This window comes from Streptacidiphilus sp. ASG 303, from assembly GCF_020991365.1.
In the GTDB taxonomy this organism is placed as follows: Bacteria; Actinomycetota; Actinomycetes; order Streptomycetales; family Streptomycetaceae; genus Peterkaempfera.
In genome coordinates, this window is record NZ_JAJLRA010000005.1 from 1 (window position 1) to 25,864 (window position 25,864).

Below are 25,864 nucleotides of genomic sequence, written 5' to 3' on the forward strand. Positions count from 1 at the left end.
CCACGAAAACGATCGCGGCCAGCACCTCCCGGTCCCCGTAGCGCCGCCGTCCACCGCCCTGCGGCCGCGTCGGCGCCGGCGGCACCACGCGCTGGAACAGCTCCCACAACCCGTCCGGCACCATGCGCTCGACCATCGTCACCACGGCACCAGACTAGCGATTACGCCAAATGAGACGTCCTGTAAGACATGCGGTAGACCGAGACGGATGCGTCCCGGGCCTCGTGCTTGTGGACTGCTGACCGGCGAGAGTCCACCACTGCAGGTGAGCTGCTCCGTCAGCCGCTGGCTTCGCTGAGAGCCACAGCCTGGTCGATCAGGGTGTGATTACGCTCCCACAGCGCCGTGATTCGCGCGGCTGCTCGATCTGAGTACGCCGTAACGAGATCGTCTTCCTCGCCAGGGGGAGACAAGTCGAGCTCTTCCCAACGCGGCCACCGATCCCAGAACGGCCGATCTTGGGGGTCGCAGGCAGCTGAGAGGTACTCGTTAACCCTTAGATCCTCGGCGCGGATGCCCAGGAAAGGACGCAGATCTCCACCGAAGTCGAAAGGGTCAGGCTCGGCGCGGGTCCCGTAGCCAACGCCAGCCCGAGGCCGGCCGTCGGCAGTACACCATCCTGGCTTGACCAGGAGCACCGCCAACTCGGGGTACGTGCCGAAGTCTCCGCGTATCTTCTTGTGCCCAACTGCCTGGTAGGGAAACGGGCCGACAACCTTCACGGGTTCGCTCAGGTCAAGTCGGTTCAGCACCGCCGCTACAGCCGTTGGCAGTTGCTTGAGCACGTCGCGTGCTGCGGCCTTGGCGCTGGGCAAGTGCTCGCCGTAGGTGAGCCAGATCCGCGCCGCAGCCTGGTCTGTTGGAGCCATGCCGGTCATCCTTTCCAGGGTGTCCAGAAGATCTCCTGCCGTTTCCCTGCCACGGCGCGTATGGGAGGTGAGCGGGGCAGGGGCCTGTTCAAGAGCGCTCCGGAGCAGGCTGGCGAAGGTGCGCAGACTCATCGGTGTAAAGCGTTCGTCCGCCGGCTCGTCACCGTGGAGTGTGAGGAACACCAGCAGGAGTTCCTGCTGCTGAGTGTGGTCGTCGGCGAGGCGTTTCGTCTGCTCACGGCCTTCATCCGCGTGCACCTTCAGCTCGACTACGAGCTTGAACGCTGAGGTGGAGATGACGATGTCCGCGCGTGAGCCCGGTTTGACGACCTCCAGGTCCACCCGGACCCGAGCGAGACCCTCGGCTTCGACGAGGTGTGCCTTGTCCAGCACCCCCAGCATTCCGGTGAGGACGGCGGTTCCGAGGTCGTGCGGCTGGCGGGGGTCGAGCAGCCAGCCGATCAAGAGTTGGTGAGATCTCTCTTTCCTGCTGGTTTGCAGGACGTCCATCACAGTCGAGGGACCAGGCATCCAAGAACGAGCCCTACGCTGCCTTTCCAGGTCTGCCCAGACAGCGGACCACCACTGCTCGTTCAGCCGTTCGTCTCCCATGCGAGTGGTTCCTTGCTCAGCCGCGGTTGCTGTGCTTGGGCAGCTCGCCCCGGAAGTCGCAGCCGGGGCACTCGTCCTCGCCCTGGACACGGCCCTCATACCGGCCGTGGACGACTGCGTGGAGGACCACCTCCTCCACCGAGGCTTCGTCGCTGGGGACCGACGCGATGGCGTTGCCGACAATCAGCCGGAGCAAGGCGATGTCGGGCGAGGGGAACGGCAGGGACGGCATCGGTGAGTCGGTCGTCATGGCCGCAGCCTACGGGGCGGCACCGAATGCCGGTCAGCAGGATGCGGTGTCCGCGTGACCGGCGGCCGTGCAGGTCGCTGCGGAACCCTCGGCCGACTGGCTGCCAGCCCTCAAGGGTGCCGGGCCTCAGCGCGGGCAGTCGGGCGCGCTGGTGTCGTCGCGCTCCAGCGGAGTGCCGGCTCTACTGAGATTCCTCGGAACCGTCCTGGCTCGCTCCAGCGAGCTTGCCGCCGACGAATACCACGGCCAGCCCGAGGGCGGCTGCACCGGCGGCTGCCACCATCTTCATCCCCGCCCCCAGGAACTGCTTGTTCTCGCTGTCCTTCTCGGATACCTGCCGCACGTTTTGGTCGAGGCGGTCGTAGAGGGCCTCCCGCTGTGCCCAGCTGAGGTCGTCCCGACCGAGGTCGGCCTGCAGGGCGTCCCGCTGGTCCTGCGAAGCCTTGTAGAAGTGGTTCTGACTGTTCTCGTTGGCTGCGAGAGTGGACTTGTGCGCCTCCGTAACTGCATCGATGTCGGCCTTGCCTAGGTCCTTGAAGGCAGGGAACTGCTCGATGAGCTTGAGCCGCACCTCGGTGGCCATCTCGGGCATCGCTGCCGCGAACTTGAGCACCTTATCCTTGGACAGGTTCCGCCAGTTCGGGATACCCAACTTCCGCTTGACCGCTGATTCGTTCACGTCGCCCATTCCTGACTCCGTTCGTCGTCCCGTGAGGCATCCCGGATAGTAGCGGTGCCCGCCGACAAGGCCCTCTTCCTCGTCCTCGGGCTGCTCGCCATGACTCTGTAAGAGCTCGTACCCAGGCCGTGGATCTCGGGCTCGCCGCGGCGGGAGACGGCCGGCAGGATGCCGCGTCGCCGCAGTTGACGGCGATTGGGGTTGCTGTCGTAGCCCTTGTCGCCAAGCACGGCGTCGGAACGCTTGCGCGGGTGGCCGACCCGTCCGGCGACCGGCGAGACGCCGTCGACCAGGGCGGGGGTCTGGGTGACGTCGCCCGCGTTGGCGACAGTGGTGATGACCTTCAGCGGGAGGCCGCCGCCGTCGGTGACCAGGCGGTGTTTGCTGCCCCTCGTGCGGCGGTCGACCGGCGAGGGGTCCGTCGCCGAGCCCTCTTTTTCGCCCGCACGTGGGTGGGGGTGCCCCCGGGCGGAGCATGGGGGAGCGTCGATGCAGGCACGGGACTAGTCCAGCTCGCCGGCCGCGTTCAGCTCGGCCAGGAGTATGCGGTGCAGGGCGTCGAAGACCTCGGCCTCCTGCCAGCGGTTCAGACGCCGCCAGCAGGTCTGACCGGAGCCGAAGCCCAGCTCCAGAGTCAGCTGCTGCCAGGTGATCCCGGCGTGGAGGACGAACAGGATGCCCTGCAGGCACCTGCGGTCGTCCACCGGACGCGGGCCGGGAGAACGCCGCGGCCTCGGCGGCAGCAGCGGCTCGATCAGCGCCCACAGGTCATCGTCCACGATCCACGGCTTGCTCCTCACACCCACCCGAACGGCCCAATGCCTCAAGGGTTACGACCGACCGGGCCTCTTTCGCAAGATCGTGTGATGAGCTCTCAGGTATTAGTCGGCTTCGTACTTGGCTGACGAGACGTGGCCTGTCTCGCCGTGAAGGCGGCGGTAGTTGTACCAGTTCCCCCACTCGGCGGTGGCAAGCTCGACCTCGGAGAGTAATTCGTCCCGGCTTGCAAGGGTAGGAGCCGACTGGGCTTACCGTGCCAGGAGATGCGCAACGCATCGCGGGCTCGGGTGGCGGCGACGAAGAGTTGGTTGCGGCTCTTCTTGAGTTCGCGTTCGTACCGATTCGGGTCGGCCTGATACTGCTCGATAAGGGCCGTACGTGGGAGAACTCCGTCGCTCGCACCGATGATCGCGAGCTTTTGATATTCAAGCCCATTGAAGCGATGCATCGTACCGATGTGGACCTCGCCGCCCCCCTGGGGGCCGTCCTTGGTGAGGGTCGCTGTGGTGATGCCGTGCTTCTTCCTCAAGTCCTCGGCAACGCGGCCGGCCATCTCACCGTCGGCGACACAGACGGCGAGACGGCCGGCCGCATCGCGCGTGATGCCGTTCGGGGAAGGCTGGGTGATGTCCGAGCGCCACTGCTTGAGGGTCTCTGCGAGCTGGGTAATCTCGTCGGTCCAGTCGACGCAGGCGACGTACTCGGGGACCGGGGCGTGCAGTAGGGAGTGGTAGCCGTCAAGGGTGTCGGTCCCGTCGTCTAGGTCGTCATAGATGGCTCCGCGAACGACCTTGGTGGCCTGGTCGAGGATCTCCTGGGTTGTGCGGTAGCTGAGCGTCAGCTTCGAGGAGCGGCCTCGGATGTTGATGCCGACGGTGGAGAGGGTGACATGCCGATCGTAGATCCGCTGATGGGTGTCACTGGCGATGAAGAGATCGTCCGGACTGGGCGCGACCATGGCGCGCAGCATCTTCCAGTGAGCGGGGCTGAGGTCCTGGGCCTCGTCGACGACGATGTGCTGGTAGCGGTGGCGGAGATAGCGCATCCCGGAGCTGTTGTCGTCGAGGTGGACCAGGTCGCCGCCGCCGATCTCCGCCTTGTGCTCGGCCCAGATCTGGATCTTCCGGGCCCGTTCCATCGCCGCCTTACCGCCTGCGGTAAGAACTGCGAAGCTCAGGCCCGTTATCCAGAATGGGCAGGATCAAGCGATCTTCCATGGTGCCGGGCACCACGCGGGGCACCCGATGGCCACCTTCGGATGCCCCGCGACCCGGAAACTCCGGCCGATTCACCCAGATCTGCAAGGCATACTCGACGAACTGCGGCGACATCATAAGGGCCGAGCGGCTGCAGATCATCGCCGGTGAATCACCGTTCGCAGCGCCGCGAATCTCCGAGCAGGCTCGGGGGACGGGAGGCCGACGGCTCCCGGTCTACGCTGCCGGACCGGTCGGCTCCGCGAGGGCCCGGGCGGTGTCGGTGAGGCGCCGGTGGGCGATGTGCCAGTAGCGGTCGGACAGCTCGCTGCCGACGAAGCGGCGGCCCTCCTGGAGGGCGGCGACGCCGGTGGTGCCGGAGCCGGCGAAGGGGTCGAGGACGGTGCCGCCCGGCGGGCACAGCCGCACCAGCTGCCGCATGACCTCGACGGGCTTCTGGGTGATGTGCAGGCGGTCCTTGCGCGGCTGGGAGGCGGAGTACAGGCCGGGCAGGTAGACGGGGTTGCGCTCGGCGTCGACGGGCCCCTTGGTGGCCCACAGGACGAACTCGCAGTCCTGCTTGAGGCCGCCCTTGCGCGGGCGGGCGGCGGGCTTGTGCCAGGGGGCGACGCCGCGCCAGGTCCAGCCGGCGGCCTGGAGGGCGTCGCTGGTGACCGGGAGCTGGCGCCAGTCGGTGAACACGAGCGCGGTGCCGGATTCGACGGTGGCCCGGTGGGCCTCGGTGAGCAGCAGGGTGAGCCAGTAGCCGTAGGAGCGCTGGTCGCGGTTGTCGCCGGGGAAGTCCGCCAGGGTGTGGGCCGCGTCGCCGGAGGTGTACTTGGCGCGGGCGGTGCGGGCGGTGCGCTCGACGCTGGTGCGGCCGCCGGAGTTGTAGGGCGGGTCGGTGAACAGGGCATCGACGGAGGCGTCGGGCAGGGTGCGCAGGAAGGTCAGGGCGTCGCCATGGTGGAGGGTGAAGGTCATGGCGCGTCTCTTCCGAAGTGGGCGGTGGCGGGGTCGGTGCGCCGGACGGTAGGCGGGGCGCGGTGACGGCGCGCAATCCGCGGCCGCTATAGCAACGGCGCTGCCCGTGGGCCGTCCGGGGCGTTTTTGGCGTTGTCACGCCGGGTGCCTAGGGTCGGCGCCATGCCCTGCGGGCGGGAGTTCCGGTCCCGCGGGCGGTTGCCGTTCGGCACCTCTCCCCTCCTTGCGTGCGCGCTTCCGTGCGGGCGTTGTGGGAGAACCGTGCCCTGGTCCGGGATCCGAGCCGTGGGAGGAGGGAGCAGTCCGTGGTGGCGGCGCTGAGATTACGCGGGCGGCGTGAGGCGGCCGTCGCGGCGAGGCGGCGCAGCCGGGAGCGGAAACTCCCGGGCGCCACCGGCCCCATCGCTCCCGGAGTGCGGTGTGCCTGCCGTGCAGGACGTGGAGCAGGTGAAGCAACGGCGCGGTGCGGTGCGGCCTTTCGACGGGAGAGCACGCGACCGCGCTCCCCTACCGTGCGAGGAGACCTCGATGCAGCATGCCCGTGGACGGACCGGCCCGGTGCCGACCGTGCGCCCCGGGGCGGGTGACGTCCGTGCCGGCCGGGACAGGTGAGGAGGGGCGCCGCGCTGGCGGTGGTGACGGTGCTGCTGCCGGCAGCGCTGGTGGGGACGGCGGTGCTGGGGATCGTCGGCACGGAGGTAGCGGAGTGCAGCGCCGGGGGCACAGGCGCGACAAACGCGGCGTCAATAGGAGACCCAGGCGCGCAGCGTGGCGGAGATCCTGCGGCAGTACCCGCAGACGCTGTTCGGCGAGGCGTTCCACCGAGCAATCGGCTGACGGGCCGCCGCGGTACGGCGACGGCCCGGTCGGCCGGGGCGGTGGCTAGGCCGCGGCGGTCAGCAGTTTGCGGACGTGCTCGACTGCCTCGGCCACCGGAACCTTCGAAGCCTCGCCGGTGGCCCGGACGGTGACCTCGACGACGCCCTCGGCCAGGCCGCGGGCGCCGACCGTCAGGCGGTAGGGGATGCCGACGAGCTCGACGTCGCGGAACTTCACGCCGGGCCGCTCGTCGCGGTCGTCGAGCACCACGTCCACGCGCTCGGCGCGCAGCCGCGCGTACAGGTCCTCGGCGGCCGCGGCCACCTGCTCGTCCTTGCCGCCGAGGACGACCACGGCCACCTCGAAGGGGGCGACGGCGGCCGGCCAGACGATGCCCTTGTCGTCGTGGTGGGTCTCCACGACGGCGGCCAGGGCCCGCTCCACACCGATGCCGTAGCTGCCCATGACCGGGACCACCCGCTCGCCGTCGGGCCCGAGCACGGACACCTCCAGGGTCTCGGTGTACTTGCGGCCGAGCTTGAAGATGTGGCCCACCTCGATCGTGACCAGCACCTCCAGCGGCGAACCGCACTGCGGGCAGGGCTCGCCGGCCGTGACCTCGCGCAGGTCGGCCCACTGCCGGACGGCGACGTCCCGCTCCAGGGACACCCCGCGCAGGTGGACCCCGTCGGTGTTCGCACCGGTGGTCATGCCGGTACGGCCGCGCAGCGCCTCGTCCGCGAGGACGGGGAGGCCGGTGACGCCGACGGCGCCGAGGCTGCCGGGGGCGGCGCCGAGGGCGTCCCGGATCTTCTCGGGGCTGGCCGGGCGCACGACGGTGGCGGAGAGGGCGTCGACCAGTTTCTGCTCGACGAGGGAGTGGTCGCCGCGCAGCAGGACGAGGGTGAGCGCGTCGTCGACCACGTACACCAGGGTCTTGACCTGCCGCTCGGCCGGGACCCCGTGGAGGCGTGCCAGCTCCTCGATGGTGCGCGCGTCGGGGGTGTCGAACGGCTCTGGGGCGTCCGGGCCGGGGCCGTCCACGACCGCGGGCAGGGCGGAGGTCGCCTTCTCGGTATTGGCGGCGTAGCCGCAGGCCGGGCAGTGGACCACGAGGTCCTCCCCCGCCGGCGAGGGGCACATGAACTCCACCGACGCGCTGCCGCCCATGGAGCCGCTGGAGGCCTGCACGGCGACGGCGGGCAGGCCGAGCCGGGCGAAGATCCGCTCGTAGGCCGCCTTGTGGAGGTCGAAGGAGCGGTCCAGGCCGGCCTGGTCGGCGTCGAAGCTGTAGGAGTCCTTCATGGTGAACTCGCGCACCCGCAGCAGGCCGCTCTTGGGCCGGGCCTCGTCGCGGAACTTGGTCTGGAACTGGTACCACATCTGCGGCAGGTCGCGGTAGGAGCGCAGTTCCTGCGACAGCACGGTGAAGATCTCCTCGTGCGTCATGCCGAGGGCCAGGTCGGCGCCCTTGCGGTCCTTGAGCCGGAACATCTCCTCGCCCATCGCCTCCCAGCGGCCGCTGCGCTGCCAGATCTCTGCCGGGTGCAGGGCGGGCAGAACGAACTCCTGGGCGCCGATCGCGGTCATCTCCTCGCGGACGATGTCCATGATCTTGGCGCGGACGCGCACCGCCAGCGGCAGCAGGGAGTAGTGGCCGGCCATCAGCTGGCGGACGAACCCTCCCCTGAGCAGCAGGCGGTGGCTGACCGCGTCCGCGTCGGCGGGGTCCTCCCGGAGGGTGGGCGCGTACAGCTGGGACCAGCGCATGGACCGGCAACCGTCCTCTCAGCGAAGCTGCGGGATGTCGTGGCGGGGCTCGCGCCGGCACCACGACGGGGGTCGCATCCTAGTGGCGCGGAGCCGCCCGACTCGCCCCGTTTTCGGGCCGCCCATCGGGTGCGCGTGCACCCCGGAAGGCCCTCACGGCACGATGCCCTGGACACGTACGGTCACCTCTTCTCGGACCACGAGGAGCACGGCAGGGGCGCACTGGACAGTGCCCTCGGCGCATGAGCGCAGAACCCATGTGGGGCAAACGTGGGGCACTAGCACTCGAGGCCCGGAAAACCCCAGCTCAGAGAGCTAGGGGCGGACGAGTCGGCCTGTACGCCGGGTTCTGTCTCCCGGGGGCCTTGCGGCGCCCGGGGAGGCGGCCATCCATCTAGGGCTGCCGTTGCCGACAGCCTCGTGCGGTCTACCCGCGGACTCGGGCGGGCAGCCCTCGATCATCCGCGCAGGGCGCCCGAGGGCACCCCATCTTGACCTTGCTCCGGGTGGGGTTTACCGAGCCGTCCGGATCACTCCGGCCGCTGGTGGTCTCTTACACCACCGTTTCACCCTTACCGGGGGCCGAGGCCCCCGGCGGTCTGCTTTCTGTGGCACTGTCCCGCGGGTCACCCCGGGTGGGCGTTACCCACCACCCTGCCCTGTGGAGCCCGGACGTTCCTCGGCGGGTCCGTGGACCCGTCGCGACCGCCCGGCCGGCTCGTCCGCCGTACGGCCATGCTATCCGACCCGGAGGGGGCGGCCCGCCCGGGCGGGACGGCCGCGCGGCGGCGGGAGGGGCGGCGCGCCGCCCCCGCGGCTCACACCCCGTCGGGCGGGCCGCTGCTGTCGAAGGAGCCGCTGTCGGATCCGGAGTCCTCGCCGTCGGACATGAACGCGGCCATCCCGTCCAGGTCCTCCGCGGTGAGCGGGGTCGCGTGCGGCGGCGCCTGCACCGGGGGCGCGGTGCGGGAGAAGGTCAGGCGGAGGGGCAGGTGGTCGCTCCACGACGCCTTCGGCTCCAGCCGGGCGAGGTCCACGCTGACGGAGGCGAGCGCGCCGTCCCTGATGAGGAGGTCGGCGGAGACCGGGCGGTCGGGGATCCCCTCCGCGGCGTCGGCGGGCAGGCCGTCGCCCAGGCCGGGGATTCCGGGGATTCCGGGGATTCCGGGGATTCCGGGCAGCCCGGAGGAGCCCGGAGCACCGGGGACCAGCGGCCGCACGGCCTTCTGCAGGTCGCGCACCAGGGTGCGGGCCGGGGCCGAGACGACGACGCGGTCGGCGCCGCCCTCCGTGCCCTTGTCCTCGAAGGAGACGTCGTCGGCGAGGACCGCGCCGACGACGTCCAGCAGCCTCCGCTGCGCGGCGGGGTCCGGGGAGGGGCCCGTGGAGGGGGCGCCGCCCGCCTGCCTGCGGGCCGCGTCGGTGACCCGTCGCAGGAGCGCCGGGTCGAGGGAGATCCACTCCCCGTGCAGGGCCTTGCGGAACGTGCCGAGCTCCGGGGGGATGTCGGACTCCATGGCGTCCATGTCCCCCGGATCGGCGCCGACCAGGGCGGCGAAGGCGTCGAGGTCGACGCGCCCGTACATCCGGCCGTCGACCTGGCGGACCTCCACGAGCACGCCCCCGTCCCTGCGGCGCAGGGTGCAGGAGAGGTCCACCGAGCGGTCGCCGGACAGTCCGGCCGTGCCGGGCGCCACGACGCCGGACCTCAGCGCGGGGACGTCCTTGAGCGGGCGGTCGGCGGAGACCGAGAAGGCGAGGCGCAGATCGGTGAAGGACTCCGCGTCGCGCTGCCCCATGGAGTCCCCGGACAGCCCCGCGAAGGCGCGGAGCTGGGTGGGGGTGGCCTGCAGGGAGAGCTCGCCGGCGAGGGTGCGGCCGTCGGTCAGCCGCTCCGCGGCGGAGTGCACCTTCTCGGCAGCGGACAACTGCCGGACGGTGCCGCAGCCGGCGGTACCGGCGGCGAGGAGCGCCGCGCACCCGGCAGCGGTGAGGGTCGCGCGGGCGGCCTTGCGTATGGCGGTGATGACGGTTCTTCCCTCTGTGGGCGCAGGGGTGGGCGGACCCCGGCGACGGGCGTGACGGCGCAAGGAAACCACAGCGCCTGCACCGCGGCACCGGGATTTCCCACGGCCGTCGACGTAGCCGGGGGCTGTGACAGATGGACCGTTCCGGCAGAGGCGGGACTCAACGGCGAGGGGTCCGCGGCCGGGGGTCGCGGTCGCGCTTCCGGCCGGGACCACTCGGGTGACGGACCGTCAGGAGCGTTTGCGGAGGGCGGCCGTGATGCGGTCGAGGGCGGCGGCGTCGTCCGGGGGGAGGGCGAGCAGCGCCTCCGGGGGCTCGCCGAGGATGCGGTCGGCCTCGGCGGCGGCGGCGCGGCCGGCCTCCGTGACGCTGACGATCTTGGCGCGGCGGTCCTCGGGGTGCGGGGTGCGCTCCACCAGGCCGCGGCGGGCGAGGTCGTCGACGACGACGGTGGTGTACGGGGCGTCCGTGGCCAGGTCGGCGGCGAGGGCGCGCAGGGTGGCGGGGGCGGCGGCGAGGCGGCGCAGGGCCTTGATGCGGACGAAGCTCATGCCGAGGGCGTCGACGACCTCGCGGCGGCGGTCGTTCTCCTCCAGGACGAGGGCGCGGAGGTTGTGCCAGGTGCGGGCGGCGAGGGCGCGGCGGGCGGCCGAGGGGGCCCCGGCCCCGGTGGGAGCGGACGCGGCGTCCCCGGACGCGGTGTCCCCGGCTCCGGTGTCCGCAGCCCCGGCGGCCCCGGACCCGGTGTCCGCAGCCCCGGTGTCCCCGGCCCCGGTGTCCGCAGCCCCGGTGTCCGCGGAGGGGCGGGCCCGCGGCGGGTCCGGGGCGGCGGACGCGGAGGCGGGTTCGTCGGACGTGGTCACGTGCGGGCCGGCGCCTTCCGGTGGTCGGGGTCGAGGCGGGCCGCCACCTCCGCGGCGGTCCGTCCCGCCCAGCGGGTGGAGGTGATGATACCGAGCACGAGCACCGCGGCCCCGCAGCCCGCGGTGATCCACCAGCCGACGTGGCTGGCGGCCGGGAAGCCCTGCGCGAAGGGTCCGGAGACGGCGGAGACGGCGGCCGTGCCGATGACGGCGACGCCGAGCGACTGGCCGACCTGGCGGCTGGTGGAGGCGACGGCCGCGGCGACGCCCGCCCGCTCCCGGGGCATGCCGGAGACGGCGGCGTTGGTGATGGGCGCGTTGACCATGCCGAAGCCGAGGCCGAAGAGCGCGTACGCGGTGAGGAGCAGCGCGGCGGAGGAGTCGGCGGTGAGCGTGGTGAGCAGCAGGGCGCTGGCGGTCATGGCGCCCCCTGCCGTCAGCAGCGGCAGGCGCGGGCCGGAGCGGCCGACGATGCGGCCGGAGAGCGGGGCGCAGAGGAGGGTGAGGACGGCCATGGGCAGCGTCCACAGGCCGGCGCGGACGGGGTCGTACCCGCGGACCTCCTGCAGGTAGAGGGTGTTGAGGAAGAGGAAGCCGCCGAGGGCCGCGAAGGCGCAGACGGCGGTGGCGGTGGCGCCCGCGAAGGGGACGCTGCGGAAGAAGCGCAGGTCGACGAGGGGTTCGGTGCGGCGGCGCTCCCAGGCCAGGAAGGCGGCGAGGGCGCCGGCGGCCGCGCAGGCGGGGGCGAGGACGGCGGGCGAGGTCCAGCCGCGGCCGGGGCCCTCGATGATCGTCCAGGTGAGGGAGCCGAGGAGGACGGCGACCAGCAGCTGTCCCACCGGGTCCGGACGGCGGGGGTGCGGGGCGCGGGACTCGGGGACGTACGCGGCGGTGAGGGCGAGCGCGGCCAGGCCGACGGGGATGTTGACCCAGAAGATCGAACGCCAGCCGGCGGACTCCACGAGCAGGCCGCCGGCGACCGGCCCGAGGGCCATGCTGACGCCGACCACCCCGCCCCAGACGCCGATGGCCTGGGCGCGTTCGCGGGGGTCGGTGAAGGTGTTGGTGATGATCGACATGGCGACCGGGTTGAGCATGGAGCCGCCGACGGCCTGGAGGGCGCGGAAGGCGATCAGCCAGCCGAGCCCGGGGGCGAGGCTGCACAGCAGCGAGCCGAGGACGAAGAGGGCCAGGCCGGTCTGGAAGGTGCGGCGGCGGCCGACGCGGTCGGCGGTGGAGCCGGAGAGCATCAGCAGCGCGGCGAGGACGAGGGTGTAGGCGTCGATGACCCACTGCAGGCCGGAGGAGGGGGCGTGCAGGTCGGTGCGGACGGACGGCAGCGCGATGTTCACGACCGTGACGTCGAGGCCGACGATGAAGAGGCTGAGGCAGCAGATCGCGAGGACGAGCACGCGGCGCCGGCGGGTGGGCACGGGGGCGGGTGCGGCCTCCGGCGCGCTCCCGGGGGCGGACGCGGCGCGGGGGGCGCCCCCCGGGGCTGCTGCGGCGCGGGGTTCGGGCACGGACACGGGCGGGCCACCTCGAAGGTTGGGTTCGTACAACCGTTGTGACGGTACAACTTTCCGTGGGCGGGCACCAGGGGCGGCGGCCGGGCCCTGCGGTCGGCGCCCCGACCGGCGTCTCCGGCAGGGGTGTCCGGCAGGCGCGTGCGGTCGGGGGCGTGCGGGCCGGGGACGCCGGGTCGGGGGCGTCCGGCGGGGTCTTCCGGACGGCGCGGTGCGCGACGTAGGTTGTCGGGATCTTGCACCGCCCGCACGGTCCGGCGCCCCCCCCGGCACCGTCCCGCACCCCCGGAGCACGACGTGACAGACACCGCCTCCCGCCACGACGCCGTCATCGTCGGCGGCGGCCACAACGGCCTGGTCGCCGCCGCCTACCTGGCGCGGGCCGGCCGCCGGGTCCTGGTGCTGGAGAAACTCGGGCAGGCGGGCGGCGCGGCCGTCTCCACCCGGGCGTTCGCCGGCGTCGACGCCCGGCTGTCGCGCTACTCGTACCTGGTGAGCCTGCTGCCCCGGAAGGTCGTCGCCGACCTCGGCCTGCGGGTGGAGCTGAGGCGGCGCCGCATCTCCTCGTACACCCCCGCCGTGCGCGGCGGCGTGCCCACCGGCCTGCTGGTCGACGCGGCGGACGGCGCGCGCACCCGGGAGTCCTTCCGGGCGCTGACCGGCTCGGACCGGGAGTGGGAGGCGTGGCAGCGCTTCTACGGAACGACCGCCCGGGTCGCCGAACGGGTCTTCCCCACCCTCACCGGCCCGCTGCCCTCCCGCGAGGAGCTGCGGCGGACGGTCGGCGACGACGCGGCGTGGGAGGCGCTGTTCGAGCGGCCGCTCGGCGAGGCGGTGGAGGAGGCGTTCGCCGACGACCTGGTGCGCGGCGTGGTGCTGACCGACGCCCTGATCGGCACGTTCACCCACGCCCACGACCCCTCCCTGCTGCAGAACCGCTGCTTCCTCTACCACGTGATCGGCAACGGCACCGGCGACTGGGACGTGCCGGTCGGCGGCATGGGCGCCGTCACGGGTGCGCTGGAGGAGGCCGCGCGCGCGGCCGGCGCCGAGATCCGCACCGGCTGCGAGGTCACCGCGATCGGCGGCGGCGACGGCCGCGGGGACGCGGAGGTCTCCTACCGCGGCCCGGACGGCGAGGCGGTGGCCGCGGCCCGGCACGTGCTGGTGAACGCGGCGCCCGCCGTCCTGGACCGGCTGCTCGGCGAGGAGCCGTCCGGGCCCGCCCCCGAGGGCGCCCAGCTGAAGGTCAACATGGTGCTGCGGCGCCTCCCCCGTCTGCGCGACTCCTCCGTGGACCCGCGCGACGCCTTCGCCGGCACCTTCCACATCGCCGAGTCGTACGGGCAGCTGGAGGCCGCCTACCGCGAGGCGGCGGCGGGCCGGGTGCCGCAGGCGCCGCCGTCGGAGATCTACTGCCACTCGCTCTCCGACCCGTCCATCCTCGGCCCGGAGACGGCCGGGCAGGGCGCCCACACCCTGACCCTCTTCGGCCTCCACCTGCCCGCCCGGCTCTTCGGCGACCCGGGGGCGAAGCAGCGCGCGCTGGACGCGACCCTGGCGCAGCTGGACGCGGTCCTCGACGAGCCGCTCGCCGACTGCCTGGCGGTCGACGCCGACGGCCGTCCGTGCCTGGAGGCCAAGACGCCGCTCGACCTGGAGCGCGAGGTGGGGCTGCCCGGCGGCCACATCTTCCACCGCGACCTGGCCTTCCCGTACGCGGCCGACGGCGGCCGCGACGGCTCCCCGGCCGCCCGCTGGGGGGTGGCCACCACCCGCCGCAACGTGCTGCTCTGCGGCGCCGGGGCGGTGCGCGGCGGCGGCGTGAGCGGCATCCCGGGGCACAACGCGGCGATGGCCGTGCTGGAGGACGGCCCGGCGGCGTAGGGCGCGGCCCGGGGTGCGGCCGCCCGGACCGGTGGGGGGCGGCGGGCGCGGGTCCGGGCAGGGCCGTCCGGGTGCGTAGGGTTGGGGGCGGGCGGCCCGCAGCGGGCCGCCCGCCCGTCCGTCCGGCACGTGCCGTGCCGTCCGCGCGGGCCGTTCCGTCCGCGCGGGCCGTGCCCGTCCGCACCACCGCCCCGCCCGCACCACCGAGGAGTCCCGCCGTGCTCGTCCTGCTGCCGCCGTCCGAGGGCAAGGCCGCGTCGGGGGAGGGCGCCCCGCTCGACCCGGCCGGGCTGTCGCTGCCCGCGCTGGCGCCCGCCCGCGCGCGGGTGCTCGACGCCCTGGTGGCGCTCTGCGCGGACGGCGGCGAGGACGCCGCGATGGAGGTCCTGGGCCTGGGCGGGACCCTGCGCGGGGAGGTGGCGCGCAACGCCGCCCTGCGGACCGCGCCCGCCCTGCCCGCCGGGGAGCTGTACACCGGCGTGCTGTACGACGCGCTGGACCTGGGCACGCTGGCCGGGCCGGCGCGGGCGGCGGCGGAGCGGTCGCTGCTGGTCTTCTCCGGCCTGTGGGGGGCGCTGCGGATCACCGACCGGGTGCCGCCGTACCGCTGCCCGATGGGCGTGAAGCTGCCGCCGCTGGGCGCGCTCGGCCCGTACTGGCGCCGCGAGGCGGCGCAGGCGCTGACGGAGGCCGCCGCCGCGGACGCCGGCCCGGTGCTGGACCTGCGCTCGGCGGCGTACGCGGCCGCGTGGCGGCCCGCCGGCGAGGTGGCCGCCCGGACGGCGACCGTGCGGGTGCTGCACGAGCGCGAGGCCGGCGGGGTGGTGAAGCGGTCGGTGGTGAGCCACTTCAACAAGGCGACCAAGGGCCGCCTGGTGCGCGACCTGCTCCAGGCGGGGGCGGAGCCGCGGGACACCGGCGGGCTGGTCACGGCGCTGCGCGACCTCAAGTACACCGTGGAGGAGCAGCCGGCCGCGGCCGGGCGGCCGCGGCAGCTGGACGTCGTCGTCCGCGAGCTCTGAGGACCGCCCGCGGGCCGTACCCGCCCGCCCGGCCCCGCGCCCGCCCGTCGCGGGAGGACGCGGGCCGGCGGCTCAGCCCCGCAGGTGGCCGGTGTCGTTGAGCAGCCGCAGCGAGGCGTTGCCGTCGGCGTAGTACTGGACGGCGGAGAGCGACGCGGCGGAGAGCTCCATCCGGAACAGCGCCTCGGGCGGGGCGCCGAGGGCGAGCCGCACCAGGGTCTTGACCGGGGTCACGTGGGTGACCAGCAGCACGGTGCGGCCCGGGTGGCGGGCGAGGAGCTTGTCGCGGGAGAGGGCGACCCGGCGGGCGGTGGCGGCGAAGCTCTCGCCGCCGGGGGGCGCGGCCTTCGGGGAGGCCAGCCAGGCGTCGAGCTCGGCGGGGTACCGCTCCTGCACCTCGGCGAAGGTCAGGCCCTCCCAGGCGCCGAAGTCGGTCTCCCGCAGGCCCTCGTCGATGCGGACGTCGAGGCCGAGGCGGGCGGCGGCGGCCTCGGCGGTCTGCCGGGCGCGCTTGAGCGGCGAGGAGACGACGGCCTGCACGGTGCCGCGGGCGGCGAGCGCCTCGGCGGTCCGCTCGGCCTGCCACAGCCCCCGGTCGGAGAGCTCGGGGTCGCTGCCGCCGCTGCCGGAGAACCGCTTCTCCGGGGTGAGGTGGGTCTCGCCGTGGCGCAGCAGCACGAAGGTGGTGGCGGTCCCGACGTCGCCGGACCAGCCGGCGGGGCGGGCCGGGGCCTGCTCCTGCGCGGCGGGCGCCGCGGCGGGGGCGGCGGGCTCCGCGGCGGTCCGGGCGGGCGCGAGGGGCCGGGGCTCCCACTGCCGCCCCGCCTTGCCCGCGTCCATCGCCTCGTTGGCGAGCCGGTCGGCGTCCTTGTTGCGCTCGCGCGGGATCCACGCGTACGCGACCCGCCCGGCCGGGAAGACGGAGCGGGCCTCGGCCGCGAGCGGCCGCATGTCCGGGTGCTTGATCTTCCAGCGGCCGGACATCTGCTCGACGACCAGCTTGGAGTCCATGCGCACGTCCACGCGGGCGTCCGGGTCGATGGCGTGCGCCGCCCGCAGGCCCGCGATCAGGCCCCGGTACTCGGCGACGTTGTTGGTGGCGCGGCCGATGTACTCGGCGGCCTCGGCCAGGAGGTGGCCGGTGTCGCCGTCGCGGACGACGGCGCCGTACCCGGCGGGCCCCGGGTTGCCCCGGGAGCCGCCGTCGGCCTCCACGACGAGCCTGCGGTCGGACACGGCGTCAGATCCCCGAGTCGGAGGTGCGGACCAGGATGCGGCCGCAGTTCTCGCAGCGCACCACGGCGTCGGCGGGCTCGGCCTTCACCGCGTTGAGGTCGGCGGTGGAGAACTCGACGTGGCAGCCCTCGCAGCGCCGCTGGTGCAGGCGGGCCGCGCCGACGCCGCCCTGCTGCTCGCGCAGGCGGGTGTAGAGCTTCATCAGGTCGGCGGGGATGACGGCGGCGACGGCCTCGCGGTCGCGGGCGACCTTCGCGGCGTCGGCGTCGATCTCGGCGAAGGCGGCGTCGCGGCGGGCGACGGCCTCCTCCAGCACGACGGTGGCGTGCTCCAGGCGCGCGGTCAGCTCGGTGACGCGGGTCTGGGCGGACTCCATCCGCTCCATGACGTCGAGGACGACGTCCTCCAGGTCGGACTGGCGCCGGGCGAGGGAGCCGATCTCGTGCTGGAGGTTCTCCAGGTCCTTGGGCGAGGTGACGGCGCCGGAGTCCAGCCGCTGCTGGTTGCGGGCGGCGCGGGCGCGGACCTGCTCCACGTCCTGCTCGGCCTTGGTCTGCTCGCGGGTGGTGTCGCCGAGCTGGGTCTCGGCGGCGACGACCAGGTCGCGCAGCGCGGTGTGGTCGGCGGTGGCCTTCTCGATCTCGGCGTGCTCGGGCAGGCTCCTGCGCCGGTGCGCCAGCTGGTCGAGGCGGGAGTCGAGGGCCTGCAGGTCCAGCAGGCGGATCTGGTCGGCGGGCGCGGCGTTCAGCGGAGGCTCCTGGGATGCGTGGGGGCGGACGGTCAGTCGGTGGGGTTCGGCATGGGCGCGTGGGCCGTCCACGGGTCGGTGACCAGGGTGGAGACCTTGATCTCCAGGGCCCAGGCGCGCCGCTCGGCCTCGGCGGCGAGGTCGCGCTCGGCCAGCCGCAGCCAGGGCCACTCGGTGGCCCAGTGCGCGGCGTCGACCAGGGCGACCGGCGCGGTCTCGGACGCCTCGGACGCCGGGTGGTGGCGCAGGTCGGCGGTGACGTAGGCGTCGGCGCCGGCGGCGCGCACCGCCTCGAAGAGGCTGTCGCCGGAACCGCCGCACACCGCGACGCGGGCGATCCGGCGGTCCGGGTCGCCCGCGATGCGGATCCCGGCGGCGGTGGCGGGCAGGGCCGCCGCCACGCGCACGGCGAAGGCGGAGAGCGGCTCGGGCTCGGGCAGCTCGCCGACGCGGCCGGTGCCGCGGCGGCCCGCCGGGTCGGTCGGGTCCGCCACCAGCGGACCGGTGACGCGCAGCCCGACGGCCTCGGCGAGGGCGTCGGAGACGCCGGGATCGGCGTGGTCGGCGTTGGTGTGGGCCACGTGCAGCGCCACGCCGTTGCGGATCAGGGTGTGCACGACGCGGCCCTTGGGGGTGGTCGCGGCGACGCTGCTCGTCCCCCGCAGGTAGAGGGGGTGGTGGGTGACCACCAGGTCGGCCCCCCAGGCCACGGCCTCGTCGACGACGGCCTGGACGGGGTCCACGGCCAGCAGGACGCGGGAGACCTCGGCGTGCGGATCGCCGCAGACCAGGCCCACCGCGTCCCACGGCTCCGCCCACCGCGGCGGGTAGAGCTCCTCGAGCACGCTGATGACGTCGGACAGTCTGGGCACGGGTCGAGACTACCGCGCACCGCGCCCGGCGCCCGCCCCCGCCGGTCGGCGGGGTGGGCCGCCGGGCGGCGGCCGGTCCGGCTGGTCACCGGTCGGCCGGGTGCGCCAGACTGCGCGCGTGACATCGACCGATCCGCTCCTCCAGCCGACGCTGCAGCGGCAGCCGCCCGGCACCGGCCGCCCGTGGCGGCTCTCCTCCCAGGGGTACGTGGCCTTCTTCGGCGGCACCCTGGCCGGCACCGCCGTCGCGGTGGCGAACGCCGTCCGGCTCGGCCTGCCGCGCGGCAGGGTGGCGGGCGTCGCGGCGGCCGGTGCGGCCGCCCTGGCGGCGACGGCCGCGCTGCTCGTGGCGGGGGGCTCCCGGATCGGCGCGACCGAGCTGCCGGTGCTGCGGGTGCTGGCGGTGGCGGCGTACCTGGTGCAGGCGCACCTGCAGCGCGAGCGGGACCGGGTCTTCGTCCTGCGGGGCGGGGAGCACGCGCCGCTGCTGCGCACCGGGCTCGCGGCGGTCCTCGTCCTCGGCGCCCTGGAGACCGCGGGCACGGCGGCCCTGGCCGGGGCGGTGTCCGGAGCGGTGGCGGGATGAGCGCCGGGGCCCTGGACCTGGCCGGGCACTGGCTGGAGCGCGGCCGGCCCGACCGGGCGCTGGACGAGCTGTCCCGGGTCACGGGCGAGGAGGCGGTCTCGGCGCGGGCGTTCCGGATCCGCGCCCTGGCCCACCACCTGGCGGACGAGGACGCGGCCGCCGTCGACATCGCCCGCAGCGGGCTGGCCGCCCACGGCCCGGACACCGGCCTGCTGGGCGTCCTCGCCCAGGCCCTCGCCGACCTCGGCCGCACCCCCGAGGCCGAGCGGGCCTGCCTGCAGGGCCTGGCGCTGGACCCGGAGGACGTCTGGCTGCTCTGCACCTACGCCCGCATGTGCGGCTTCGCCGGACAGCACGACAAGGCCCGGCTGCTCCTGGAGCGGGCCGCGGCCGCCGAGCCCGGAGCCCGGCCGGTCGCGCACACCCGGGCGGTGCTGGCGATCGCCCGCGGCGACCACGACGAGGCCCGGCGGATCGCCGCCGGGCTGCTGGCCGCCGACCCCGACGACGCGGGCGCCCACGCCCTGCGCGGCCTGGCGGCCTCGCACCGCGGCGACACCGGTGCCGCCTACGCGGGCTTCCGGGCCGCCGCCGCGAACAACCCGCAGAACCGGCACGCCGTGGCGGCGGCCCGCGAGCTGCGGGCGGCCGACCACTGGCTGCTGCGGCCGCTGCGGCCGTTCCGGCGCTTCAGCGCCTTCCAGATCTGGATCACGGTGGTCGTGGTCCACGCCGCCCTGCGGCTCGTCGGCCTGGGGGCGGCGGCCACCCCGGCGGCCCTCGCCTGGCTGGCGTTCTGCGCGTACTCCTGGATAGCGCCCCCGGTGGTGCGGGGGCTGATGAAGAGAGGGGTCCTGTGAGCGAGGACCGGATCGAGTCGCTGCGGCGGGCCGTGGAGGCCGGCCCCGACGACGCCATGCTGCGGCTGATCCTCGCCGAGGCGCTGCTCGCGGACGGCCGCGGCGGGGAGTCGCTGGCCCACTTCGAGGTGCTGCTCCAGGCGGGGGCGCTGCCCCCCGAGTCGCTGCTCCAGGTCGGCGCGGCCGCCCTGGAGGCCGACCGGCTGGACCTGGCGCGGGCCTGCCTGGAGGCGGCCCGCCAGGCCGGCGTCGTGGAGGGGGTGGCGGCGCTGCAACGGCAGGTCGAGGACCGGGTGGCGGAGCGCAGCGGCGCCGACCGGCTGCGGGTGCGCGCCGACGGGGCGGACGGCGCCGCCGGCGGCCCGTACGACGACGCCGGGCCGGAGTCGACGACCTTCGCCGACGTCGGCGGCATGGCGGAGGTCAAGAAGCTCGTCCACCGCATGGTGGTGCTCCCCCGCTCCCGGCCGGAGCTGTTCGAGCGGTACGGCCGGCGGGCGGGCGGCGGCGTCCTGCTGTACGGGCCGCCCGGGTGCGGCAAGACGCTGCTGGCGCGGGCCACGGCGGGCGAGTGCGGGCTGCCGTTCCTCAACGTCCGCATCGAGGACGTGATCGACCCCTACCAGGGCGTCTCGGAGCGCAACCTGCACCAGGCCTTCGAGACGGCCCGCGCCGTCGGCCCGTGCGTGCTCTTCCTGGACGAGCTGGACGGGCTGGCGTACGCGCGGCACAAGCACCGCGGGTCCGAGGCGCGGCGGCTGGTGGACGTGCTGCTGCAGGAGCTGGACGCGATCGGCTCCGACAACACCGGCCTGACCGTGATGGCCGCCACCAACGCCCCCTGGGACGTGGACGAGGCGATGCTGCGGCCGGGCCGCTTCGACCGGGTGGTCTTCGTGCCGCCGCCGGACGAGGCCGCCCGCGCGGACATCCTGCGGGTGCACGCGGCCGCGGTCCCCGGGCGGGACGGGGTGGACGCGGCGGCGGTCGCGGCCCGCACCGCGCTGTACTCCGGGGCCGACCTGCGGGCCGTGGTGGAGCACGCCGTGGACGAGCTGATCGAGGAGGCGCTGGCGACGGGCGGCGAGCCCCCGCTCGGCACGCCGGGGCTGCTGGCGGCGGCGGGCCGGGTGCGGCCCTCGACGCTGGACTGGCTGCAGCGGGCGAAGGCGTACGTGGAGTTCGCCAACCAGGGCGAGCGGTACGAGGACGTGGCGGCGTACCTGCGGACGCGCGAGGTGCGGCGGAGGCTCGCCCGCGGGGAGTGACGAGGGCGGGCCCGCGGGGCCCGGACGGGGTGCGGACCGGAGGGCGGGCGGGGCGGCCGCCGTCCGGTCCTCCGGCACGCGCGGGCGCGGGCGCGGGCGTGGGCGCGGGCCGGACGGCCGTCGAACGCGGGCCGGGCGGCCGTCGGACGCGGGGCGGACCGGGCCGCGGCCGTGCGGCACGCGCGGGCGCGGGGCGCGTGACGATGGGGGCTGCGGACCGGCCGCGGGAGCGGAATCCGCCGCGGACCACCCGTACGGGTGAAGGGCCGGTGATCGCGTTGAGGGCCGCCGGGAACCGCCCGTACCTTCGGTGCTGCGACGGGGCGGGAATGGGCCGGATGGGTCAGGGGGACCGGAAGAACGTCCATTCCCGCCCCGGTTTCCGAAGCCGGCCGGCATGCGGTCGCCACGGGTCCGAGGCAGGGATGTGCAGGCATGGGGAAGGGCACACCGCGGCACGTGACCGGGGGCCGCAGGCCGGCGGAGGACGCACGGGCGGCCGCGGCCGCGCCCGGGGGTGCCGGTGGTGGATGGGGGTCCACCGCCGGCGCCCTCCGGAGCGCGGTCCGGCCGCCGACCCCCGGGCCGTGGCCGGCCGCGCCCGTCCGGCGCGCGGCGTGCCCCCGGGCACGGCGCCCCGCCGCCTCGTCCGAGCCGTCCGGGTACGCCCGGGACGGCGTCGGCCCTCCGTCCTGCGGTGCACCGCACCGGAGTCCCTCCTCCCCCGCCGACGGGCGGGAGGGGCCCCTGCGCCCCACCGGCGCACATGACCGGACACGGCCCGGCACGCGCCGCTGCGGACGCCCCCGGCCGGTCCGGCCGCGGACGGCGCCGCCGCCCGTCCGGAGGCCGCCCGGGCGTCCGACCGCCGCACCGGCCGCGGGCGCCGGGCCGGACGGCCGCGCCCGGCCCTTCCGCGGCGCGCCCCCCTCCGGGCCGGAGGCCGCACGGACGGCCTCCGCATGACCCTCACCACGCGGACCGCCGCACCGGCCCTGCGCCGCGTCTCCTTCACCTTCGCCGCCGACGGCTCCCACGCGGCCTGCCTGGCCGCCGCCGACGGCGGCGGGTGGTACGCCGAGAGCTGGCGGCTGGACCGGCCCGGGGCCGCGCCCGCGCCCGTGCCGCTGCCGCCCGCCGGACGCCGCTCGGAGAGTCTGCAGGCCCAGCTGGTGGCACTGGCCGACGGCCGGGTGCTGGTCTGCCGCCACGACGGGGAGCTGCACCGGTCGGCGGTCCTCTCCCCCGAGGGCGAGCAGCCCGTCGGGACGCTGCGCGCCGCCGCCCTGCGGCTGCTGCCGGTGCCCGTGCCGCCCGGCGCCGGGCCCGGCGCCCCCGTCGCGGTGGCCCTGGCGGGCGACGCCCGGCACGTCACCACCGTCTGGCTGGTCGCCGGGGACGGATCGGCACCCCGCCGCGCCGCCGAGCTGGCGGGGCTCTTCGGCGGCGGGGTGTGGCTCGACCGGCAGGGCCGGCTGCTGGCCCTGGACCGGGTCGCGGGCGGGACCGTCCGCAGCGTCGCGCTGGACCTCGCCGACGGCACCGTGTCGCCGCTGCTGGAGATCGCCGAGGGCAGCAGCGACCGCCTGGTCCTCTTCGACCCGGACACCCGGCTCGCCGTCGTGCGCAGCGACGCCCCGGGCACCGACCGCCTCGGCTGGGGCGTGCTCGGCGCGGAGGAGCCGCTGCGCTTCCCCGAGTGCCTGCACGTGCCGGGCGCGCTGGTGCGGCCGGTGGCCGTGGAGGCCGCGGCCTCCCCCGGGCCGGCGGCGGAGCGGCGCGTCGCCGTGCAGCTCGACCGGGGCGCGGGCTCGGCACTGGCGCTGTGGCGGCCGTCCGGCGGGGGGCTGGAGCTGCTGCCCGCACCGGCGGGCCGGTTCGGGGCGGTGGCCCACTGGTCGCGGGCGGGGCTGCGCATCCCGTACTCGGCCCCGGACCACCCGGCGGCGCTGGCGACCCTCGACGTCGACGCGGCGCGGCGCCCGGCGGCCGCGCCCGTACCGCCCCGCGCGCCGCAGGGCGCACCGCCGCCCGGCACCCCGTTCCCGGGCACGCCGTCACCGGACACGCCGTCCCCGGACACGCCTCCCGGGCCGCCCGGCTGGCGCCTCGACGGCAGCGCCGGGCCCGGCGGCGGCCGCTGGCACCCCGCCGCCGCCGTGGAGCTGTGCGGGGCGGCCGGTCCGATGGAGGCCGTCGTCTACGGCGGGGCCGGCTGGTCCACCGCGCGCCACCTGGTCGTGGCGCTGCACGGCGGACCGGCCGACGCCTGGCGGCTGGAGTTCGACCCGACGCTGCAGCGGCTGGCGGCCGAGGGGCTGGCCGTGGTCGCGCCCAACCAGCGGGGCAGCACCGGGTACGGGCCCGAGCACGCCCTGTGCCTGCACGGCGCCTGGGGCGGCCCCGACCTGGAGGACGTCCTGGCGCTGCTGGCGGACCTGGCGCCCCGCCGGGCGGCCCTCGGACTGGAGCCGCCCGCCCTGTTCGGGATCAGCTACGGCGCGTTCCTGGCCCTGCTGGCCGCCGCCCACGCCCCCGACGGCCACGTGTCGCGCTGCGCGGCCGTGGCGCCGTTCCTCTCCGGGGCGCGGCTGCTCGCCGAGGCGGCCGCCCCGGTGCGGGCGCTCACCGCCCGGCTCGGCGGCGGCGCGACGGTCGACGACGCACGCGGGCCCCGCGACGTCCTGGAGGTCTGCCACCGCATCACCGCGCCGCTGCTGGTGGTGCACGGCGACCGCGACGAGGTGGTGCCGGTGGCGCACTCCCGCGCGCTGCGGGAGCGGCTGCTGCGGGCGGGGCGCGCGGAGGGGTCCGACTTCCGGTGTGTGGAGTCGGCGGGGGCGGGGCACGAGCTCCTGGCGGAGGAGGGCGCGCCCGTCGTGCGGGAGCTGCTGGCGGGCTTCCTCCGCACGGGCCGCCCCTCCTGACCTGCGGGCGCGGCGGCCGGGAGCGCCGGGTGACGGCCGGTCGGACGACGGTCCGTCACCCGTCCCGCGGGCGGGCCCTCCGGGGCGCGCCGCGGCGGTCCGCCGACGGGGCGGGACCGAGCGTGCACCGGCCGTGACCGCCTGGGTAGGGTGATCCACCCGAGCGGCCGCCCCGGCGGCCCGGCCCCGGTCCGCGACCGGGTCCCGCGGTGCACCCGCACGGCGTGCACCGCCGTGCGGCACCGTCCAGTCCTGACCCCTCCCACGGAGAACGCATCTGATGTCCGAAGCCTTCACCGACACCACAGAGAAGCGCGCCGCCGAGGCGGTGGCTGCGGGCGCCGGGGCCGGCCGGCACCGCGGGCCCGTCGCGCGCAACGACGACGCCGTCCTGGAGCCGGAGGCCGGGCACGGCCGCCACCGCCGTGCGGGGAGCGCCCTGTCGGGGCCGCCGGCCCCGGGGTGGTCCTTCCCCGGGATGTCCGGCGGGGTGTAGCCGGCCGCTTCCGCACCGCGGGGCCCGGACCGGGGGCGGCGCCGACCGGTCCGGGACCCGCCGCTCCGCCCCGCCGCCCCGCGGCGGGGCGGAGCGGCGTCCGGGGCGGGGCCCGCGGCCGGGACGGAGGCGGGACGATGCCCGGGCGGGGGGCGCCCGGGTGGTCCGTCGGCGGGGTCGGCGGGGGCCGCAGCCCGGGACACGCCCCCGGGCCGGGCGAACCCCGGGGACGGGCACCCCCGGGGACGGGCGAAATGGACGTCACCATGTCCATTTGTGAAGGAATTTGACGACTTCCTCCTTGCTCCCTAGGATGCCGCCCGTTGCTCAGGGGGGAGCGGCGGACGCCTCCCCCCGGACGTCCAGGGAGGCGGACTTGCGCGGCAGCAGGCGCATGACGGGCACGGCGTTATCGGCGGCCCTCCTCGTGCTCGCACCGGTCCCCGCCTCCCACGCCGCCGACGGCGGCGGAACCGGCGGCGGCGTGCTCGCCGACCACGACGGCAGGACGATCGACCTGGCGGACGGCTGGGACGGCGCGAGCGTCTGCAACGAGTTCCCGGACGGGTCGGTCGGCTGCTTCGACACGACGGCCGAGGCCGACGCGGCGGTGGCCGCCTACGACGCCGCACACCCGCAGCCCCGGACGCTCCGCTCCGGCGCCGCGCGGGCCGCCGCGGAGGCCGCCGGCGACGGCGACCCCACGGACGGCGACGGCTACGGCGTCGGGCCCGTCACCACGGCCCCCGCCGACCCCGTCCCGCCCGGCTACGCCCGCTCCACGGAGTCCTGCCCGGCCTCCTACGTCTGCCTCTGGCAGGACGCCGGCTACCGGGGCAGGATGCTGCGCTGGTCCGCCCCGGGGACGAAGCGGCTGCAGGAGTGGGACTTCCGCGACAAGGCCAGCTCGGCCTGCGACCTCAAGGCGGTGGGCCGCGGCGGGCTCTACGACTGGCGCCCGCTCATGCCGGATCCGGAACTGCTCCTGCCCGCCGACGCATGCGTGAAGGACTTCACGAAGGTCGGCTACCGGACCGGCGGCAGCTGGAACGACAGGGCGGACGCCCTCGTCGTCTGACGACCGCCCCCGCCGCCCCACCGCCCCGGCGGAGGCGGCCCGTCCCCCGGAAGGGGCCCCCTTGGAGCGACTGGAGCGACCCCTCGCCGCCGCGGCCCTGGCCGCAGCCGCCGTCCTCGGCGCCTCCTCCTGCTCGACGGAGACCGTGGCCGTGCCGAGCGAGGTGCACACCGTCAGCGCCTTCCCCTCGGGGGTGCCCACCGTCCCGGCGGAGGACAGGAGGGCCTTCCTGGCCCGCACCGACCGGGAGGGGACGGCGGAGCAGAGGGAGGCGGTCCGGCACGTGACGGCGCTGTCCGGTCAGTGGGACGGCAGCACCGGCAACGCCTACGTCTCCACGGACCTGGCCTCCGGGGAGAGCCGGGAGGCGCAGCGCATCGCCGGGGCGTTCGCCGCCTGGGCGCACACCGGCGGGCAGGTGGGGCAGGTGAGCGTCTTCGACCGGGACGGCAGGATCCTCGGCGGCGTCGGACGGTTCTGAGCCCCCCGGGGCGGCCCCACCGGGCGG

Annotated in this window: 23 protein-coding genes, 1 other RNA gene and 1 pseudogene; 9 read left to right on the forward strand and 16 right to left on the reverse strand. The window is 75.6% G+C overall.

Annotation, left to right across the window (positions count from 1 at the left end):
- The 13 genes and pseudogenes from LO771_RS08795 to LO771_RS08850 form a co-directional block, all read right to left on the reverse strand.
- A pseudogene (locus LO771_RS08795) lies at positions 1-136 on the reverse strand (IS5/IS1182 family transposase); the annotation flags it as partial.
- Positions 137-278: 142 nt separating this feature from the next.
- Positions 279-1,379: a PD-(D/E)XK nuclease family protein gene (locus tag LO771_RS08800; protein ID WP_230649557.1), complete on the reverse strand. Its 1,101-nt coding sequence runs from the start codon at positions 1,377-1,379 to the stop codon at positions 279-281.
- 118 nt (positions 1,380-1,497) lie between these two features.
- Entirely contained in the window at positions 1,498-1,731 is a 234-nt protein-coding gene (locus tag LO771_RS08805) for a hypothetical protein (protein ID WP_230649559.1), read from the reverse strand.
- A gap of 181 nt (positions 1,732-1,912) precedes the next feature.
- Positions 1,913-2,419, reverse strand: coding sequence for a hypothetical protein (locus tag LO771_RS08810; RefSeq protein WP_230649561.1), 507 nt, complete (start codon positions 2,417-2,419; stop codon positions 1,913-1,915).
- Complete coding sequence (locus LO771_RS31615) at positions 2,407-2,901, reverse strand: transposase (protein WP_374228124.1); 495 nt, start codon at positions 2,899-2,901, stop codon at positions 2,407-2,409. The genes LO771_RS08810 and LO771_RS31615 overlap by 13 nt, the downstream gene beginning before the upstream one ends.
- Positions 2,902-2,913: 12 nt before the next feature.
- Positions 2,914-3,189, reverse strand: a complete 276-nt coding sequence (locus tag LO771_RS08815) for a transposase (protein WP_230649563.1) — start codon at positions 3,187-3,189, stop codon at positions 2,914-2,916.
- Positions 3,190-3,284: 95 nt separating this feature from the next.
- Complete coding sequence (locus LO771_RS08820; protein WP_230649565.1) at positions 3,285-4,328, reverse strand: UvrD-helicase domain-containing protein; 1,044 nt, start codon at positions 4,326-4,328, stop codon at positions 3,285-3,287.
- A gap of 295 nt (positions 4,329-4,623) precedes the next feature.
- Complete coding sequence (locus LO771_RS08825) at positions 4,624-5,370, reverse strand: site-specific DNA-methyltransferase (RefSeq protein WP_230649567.1); 747 nt, start codon at positions 5,368-5,370, stop codon at positions 4,624-4,626.
- An 882-nt stretch (positions 5,371-6,252) separates the two neighbouring features.
- Positions 6,253-7,959, reverse strand: coding sequence for a proline--tRNA ligase (locus LO771_RS08830; protein WP_230649569.1), 1,707 nt, complete (start codon positions 7,957-7,959; stop codon positions 6,253-6,255).
- Between the two features lie 322 nt (positions 7,960-8,281).
- Positions 8,282-8,680, reverse strand: an RNA gene (rnpB, locus tag LO771_RS08835) — RNase P RNA component class A.
- Between the two features lie 97 nt (positions 8,681-8,777).
- The gene (locus tag LO771_RS08840; protein ID WP_230649571.1) at positions 8,778-9,887 is read right to left on the reverse strand and encodes a hypothetical protein; all 1,110 of its coding nucleotides are present in this window, start codon (positions 9,885-9,887) and stop codon (positions 8,778-8,780) included.
- Positions 9,888-10,217: 330 nt separating this feature from the next.
- Positions 10,218-10,850 (reverse strand): MarR family transcriptional regulator, encoded by a 633-nt coding sequence (locus tag LO771_RS31275; RefSeq protein WP_230649572.1) that lies wholly within the window; start codon positions 10,848-10,850, stop codon positions 10,218-10,220.
- Positions 10,847-12,283, reverse strand: a complete 1,437-nt coding sequence (locus LO771_RS08850; protein WP_230650183.1) for an MFS transporter — start codon at positions 12,281-12,283, stop codon at positions 10,847-10,849. The genes LO771_RS31275 and LO771_RS08850 overlap by 4 nt, the downstream gene beginning before the upstream one ends.
- Positions 12,284-12,673: 390 nt before the next feature.
- Between LO771_RS08850 and LO771_RS08855 the strand changes: the two genes are divergently transcribed.
- Both LO771_RS08855 and yaaA read left to right on the forward strand, forming a co-directional pair.
- Positions 12,674-14,263, forward strand: coding sequence for an NAD(P)/FAD-dependent oxidoreductase (locus LO771_RS08855; protein ID WP_230649574.1), 1,590 nt, complete (start codon positions 12,674-12,676; stop codon positions 14,261-14,263).
- A 218-nt stretch (positions 14,264-14,481) separates the two neighbouring features.
- Positions 14,482-15,285: a peroxide stress protein YaaA gene (gene yaaA / locus LO771_RS08860; RefSeq protein ID WP_230649576.1), complete on the forward strand. Its 804-nt coding sequence runs from the start codon at positions 14,482-14,484 to the stop codon at positions 15,283-15,285.
- Between the two features lie 72 nt (positions 15,286-15,357).
- Here the strand turns inward: yaaA and LO771_RS08865 are convergent, their stop codons facing one another.
- From LO771_RS08865 to LO771_RS08875, 3 genes are read right to left on the reverse strand one after another with little or no spacing between them, the layout of a single operon-like run.
- The gene (locus tag LO771_RS08865; protein ID WP_230649578.1) at positions 15,358-16,521 is read right to left on the reverse strand and encodes a bifunctional RNase H/acid phosphatase; all 1,164 of its coding nucleotides are present in this window, start codon (positions 16,519-16,521) and stop codon (positions 15,358-15,360) included.
- Between the two features lie 4 nt (positions 16,522-16,525).
- Positions 16,526-17,269: a zinc ribbon domain-containing protein gene (locus LO771_RS08870; protein ID WP_230650186.1), complete on the reverse strand. Its 744-nt coding sequence runs from the start codon at positions 17,267-17,269 to the stop codon at positions 16,526-16,528.
- 32 nt (positions 17,270-17,301) lie between these two features.
- Positions 17,302-18,141 (reverse strand): Nif3-like dinuclear metal center hexameric protein, encoded by an 840-nt coding sequence (locus LO771_RS08875; protein ID WP_230649580.1) that lies wholly within the window; start codon positions 18,139-18,141, stop codon positions 17,302-17,304.
- Positions 18,142-18,259: 118 nt separating this feature from the next.
- Between LO771_RS08875 and LO771_RS08880 the strand changes: the two genes are divergently transcribed.
- From LO771_RS08880 to LO771_RS08915, 7 genes are all read left to right on the forward strand, one after another.
- Positions 18,260-18,727 (forward strand): hypothetical protein, encoded by a 468-nt coding sequence (locus LO771_RS08880; protein ID WP_230649582.1) that lies wholly within the window; start codon positions 18,260-18,262, stop codon positions 18,725-18,727.
- A complete protein-coding gene (locus LO771_RS08885; RefSeq protein ID WP_230649584.1) occupies positions 18,724-19,587 on the forward strand; it encodes a lipopolysaccharide assembly protein LapB in 864 nt (287 codons plus the stop codon). The genes LO771_RS08880 and LO771_RS08885 overlap by 4 nt, the downstream gene beginning before the upstream one ends.
- On the forward strand, positions 19,584-20,855 hold the full coding sequence (locus LO771_RS31280; RefSeq protein ID WP_230649586.1) for an ATP-binding protein: 1,272 nt from the start codon (positions 19,584-19,586) through the stop codon (positions 20,853-20,855). Before LO771_RS08885 ends, LO771_RS31280 begins: the two co-directional genes overlap by 4 nt.
- Positions 20,856-21,817: 962 nt before the next feature.
- Positions 21,818-23,782 carry an alpha/beta fold hydrolase gene (locus LO771_RS08895; RefSeq protein ID WP_230649588.1) on the forward strand — a complete coding sequence of 655 codons (1,965 nt, stop codon included), beginning with the start codon at positions 21,818-21,820 and terminating at the stop codon, positions 23,780-23,782.
- 280 nt (positions 23,783-24,062) lie between these two features.
- Positions 24,063-24,278, forward strand: coding sequence for a hypothetical protein (locus tag LO771_RS08905; protein ID WP_230649590.1), 216 nt, complete (start codon positions 24,063-24,065; stop codon positions 24,276-24,278).
- A 376-nt stretch (positions 24,279-24,654) separates the two neighbouring features.
- Positions 24,655-25,356: a peptidase inhibitor family I36 protein gene (locus LO771_RS08910; RefSeq protein ID WP_230649592.1), complete on the forward strand. Its 702-nt coding sequence runs from the start codon at positions 24,655-24,657 to the stop codon at positions 25,354-25,356.
- A gap of 61 nt (positions 25,357-25,417) precedes the next feature.
- Positions 25,418-25,837: a hypothetical protein gene (locus LO771_RS08915; RefSeq protein ID WP_230649594.1), complete on the forward strand. Its 420-nt coding sequence runs from the start codon at positions 25,418-25,420 to the stop codon at positions 25,835-25,837.
- Positions 25,838-25,864: the final 27 nt, after the last annotated feature.

Bases quoted from the DNA above. Each gene is read 5' to 3' on its own strand.
- LO771_RS08825 (WP_230649567.1), bottom strand. From the start codon at position 5,370: ATGACCTTCACCCTCCACCATGGCGACGCCCTGACCTTCCTGCGCACC.
- LO771_RS08800 (WP_230649557.1), bottom strand. From the start codon at position 1,379: ATGGACGTCCTGCAAACCAGCAGGAAAGAGAGATCTCACCAACTCTTG.
- LO771_RS08810 (WP_230649561.1), bottom strand. From the start codon at position 2,419: ATGGGCGACGTGAACGAATCAGCGGTCAAGCGGAAGTTGGGTATCCCG.
- LO771_RS08830 (WP_230649569.1), bottom strand. From the start codon at position 7,959: ATGCGCTGGTCCCAGCTGTACGCGCCCACCCTCCGGGAGGACCCCGCC.
- LO771_RS08805 (WP_230649559.1), bottom strand. From the start codon at position 1,731: ATGACGACCGACTCACCGATGCCGTCCCTGCCGTTCCCCTCGCCCGAC.
- LO771_RS08820 (WP_230649565.1), bottom strand. From the start codon at position 4,328: ATGGAACGGGCCCGGAAGATCCAGATCTGGGCCGAGCACAAGGCGGAG.
- LO771_RS08895 (WP_230649588.1), top strand. From the start codon at position 21,818: ATGACCCTCACCACGCGGACCGCCGCACCGGCCCTGCGCCGCGTCTCC.
- LO771_RS08885 (WP_230649584.1), top strand. From the start codon at position 18,724: ATGAGCGCCGGGGCCCTGGACCTGGCCGGGCACTGGCTGGAGCGCGGC.
- LO771_RS08905 (WP_230649590.1), top strand. From the start codon at position 24,063: ATGTCCGAAGCCTTCACCGACACCACAGAGAAGCGCGCCGCCGAGGCG.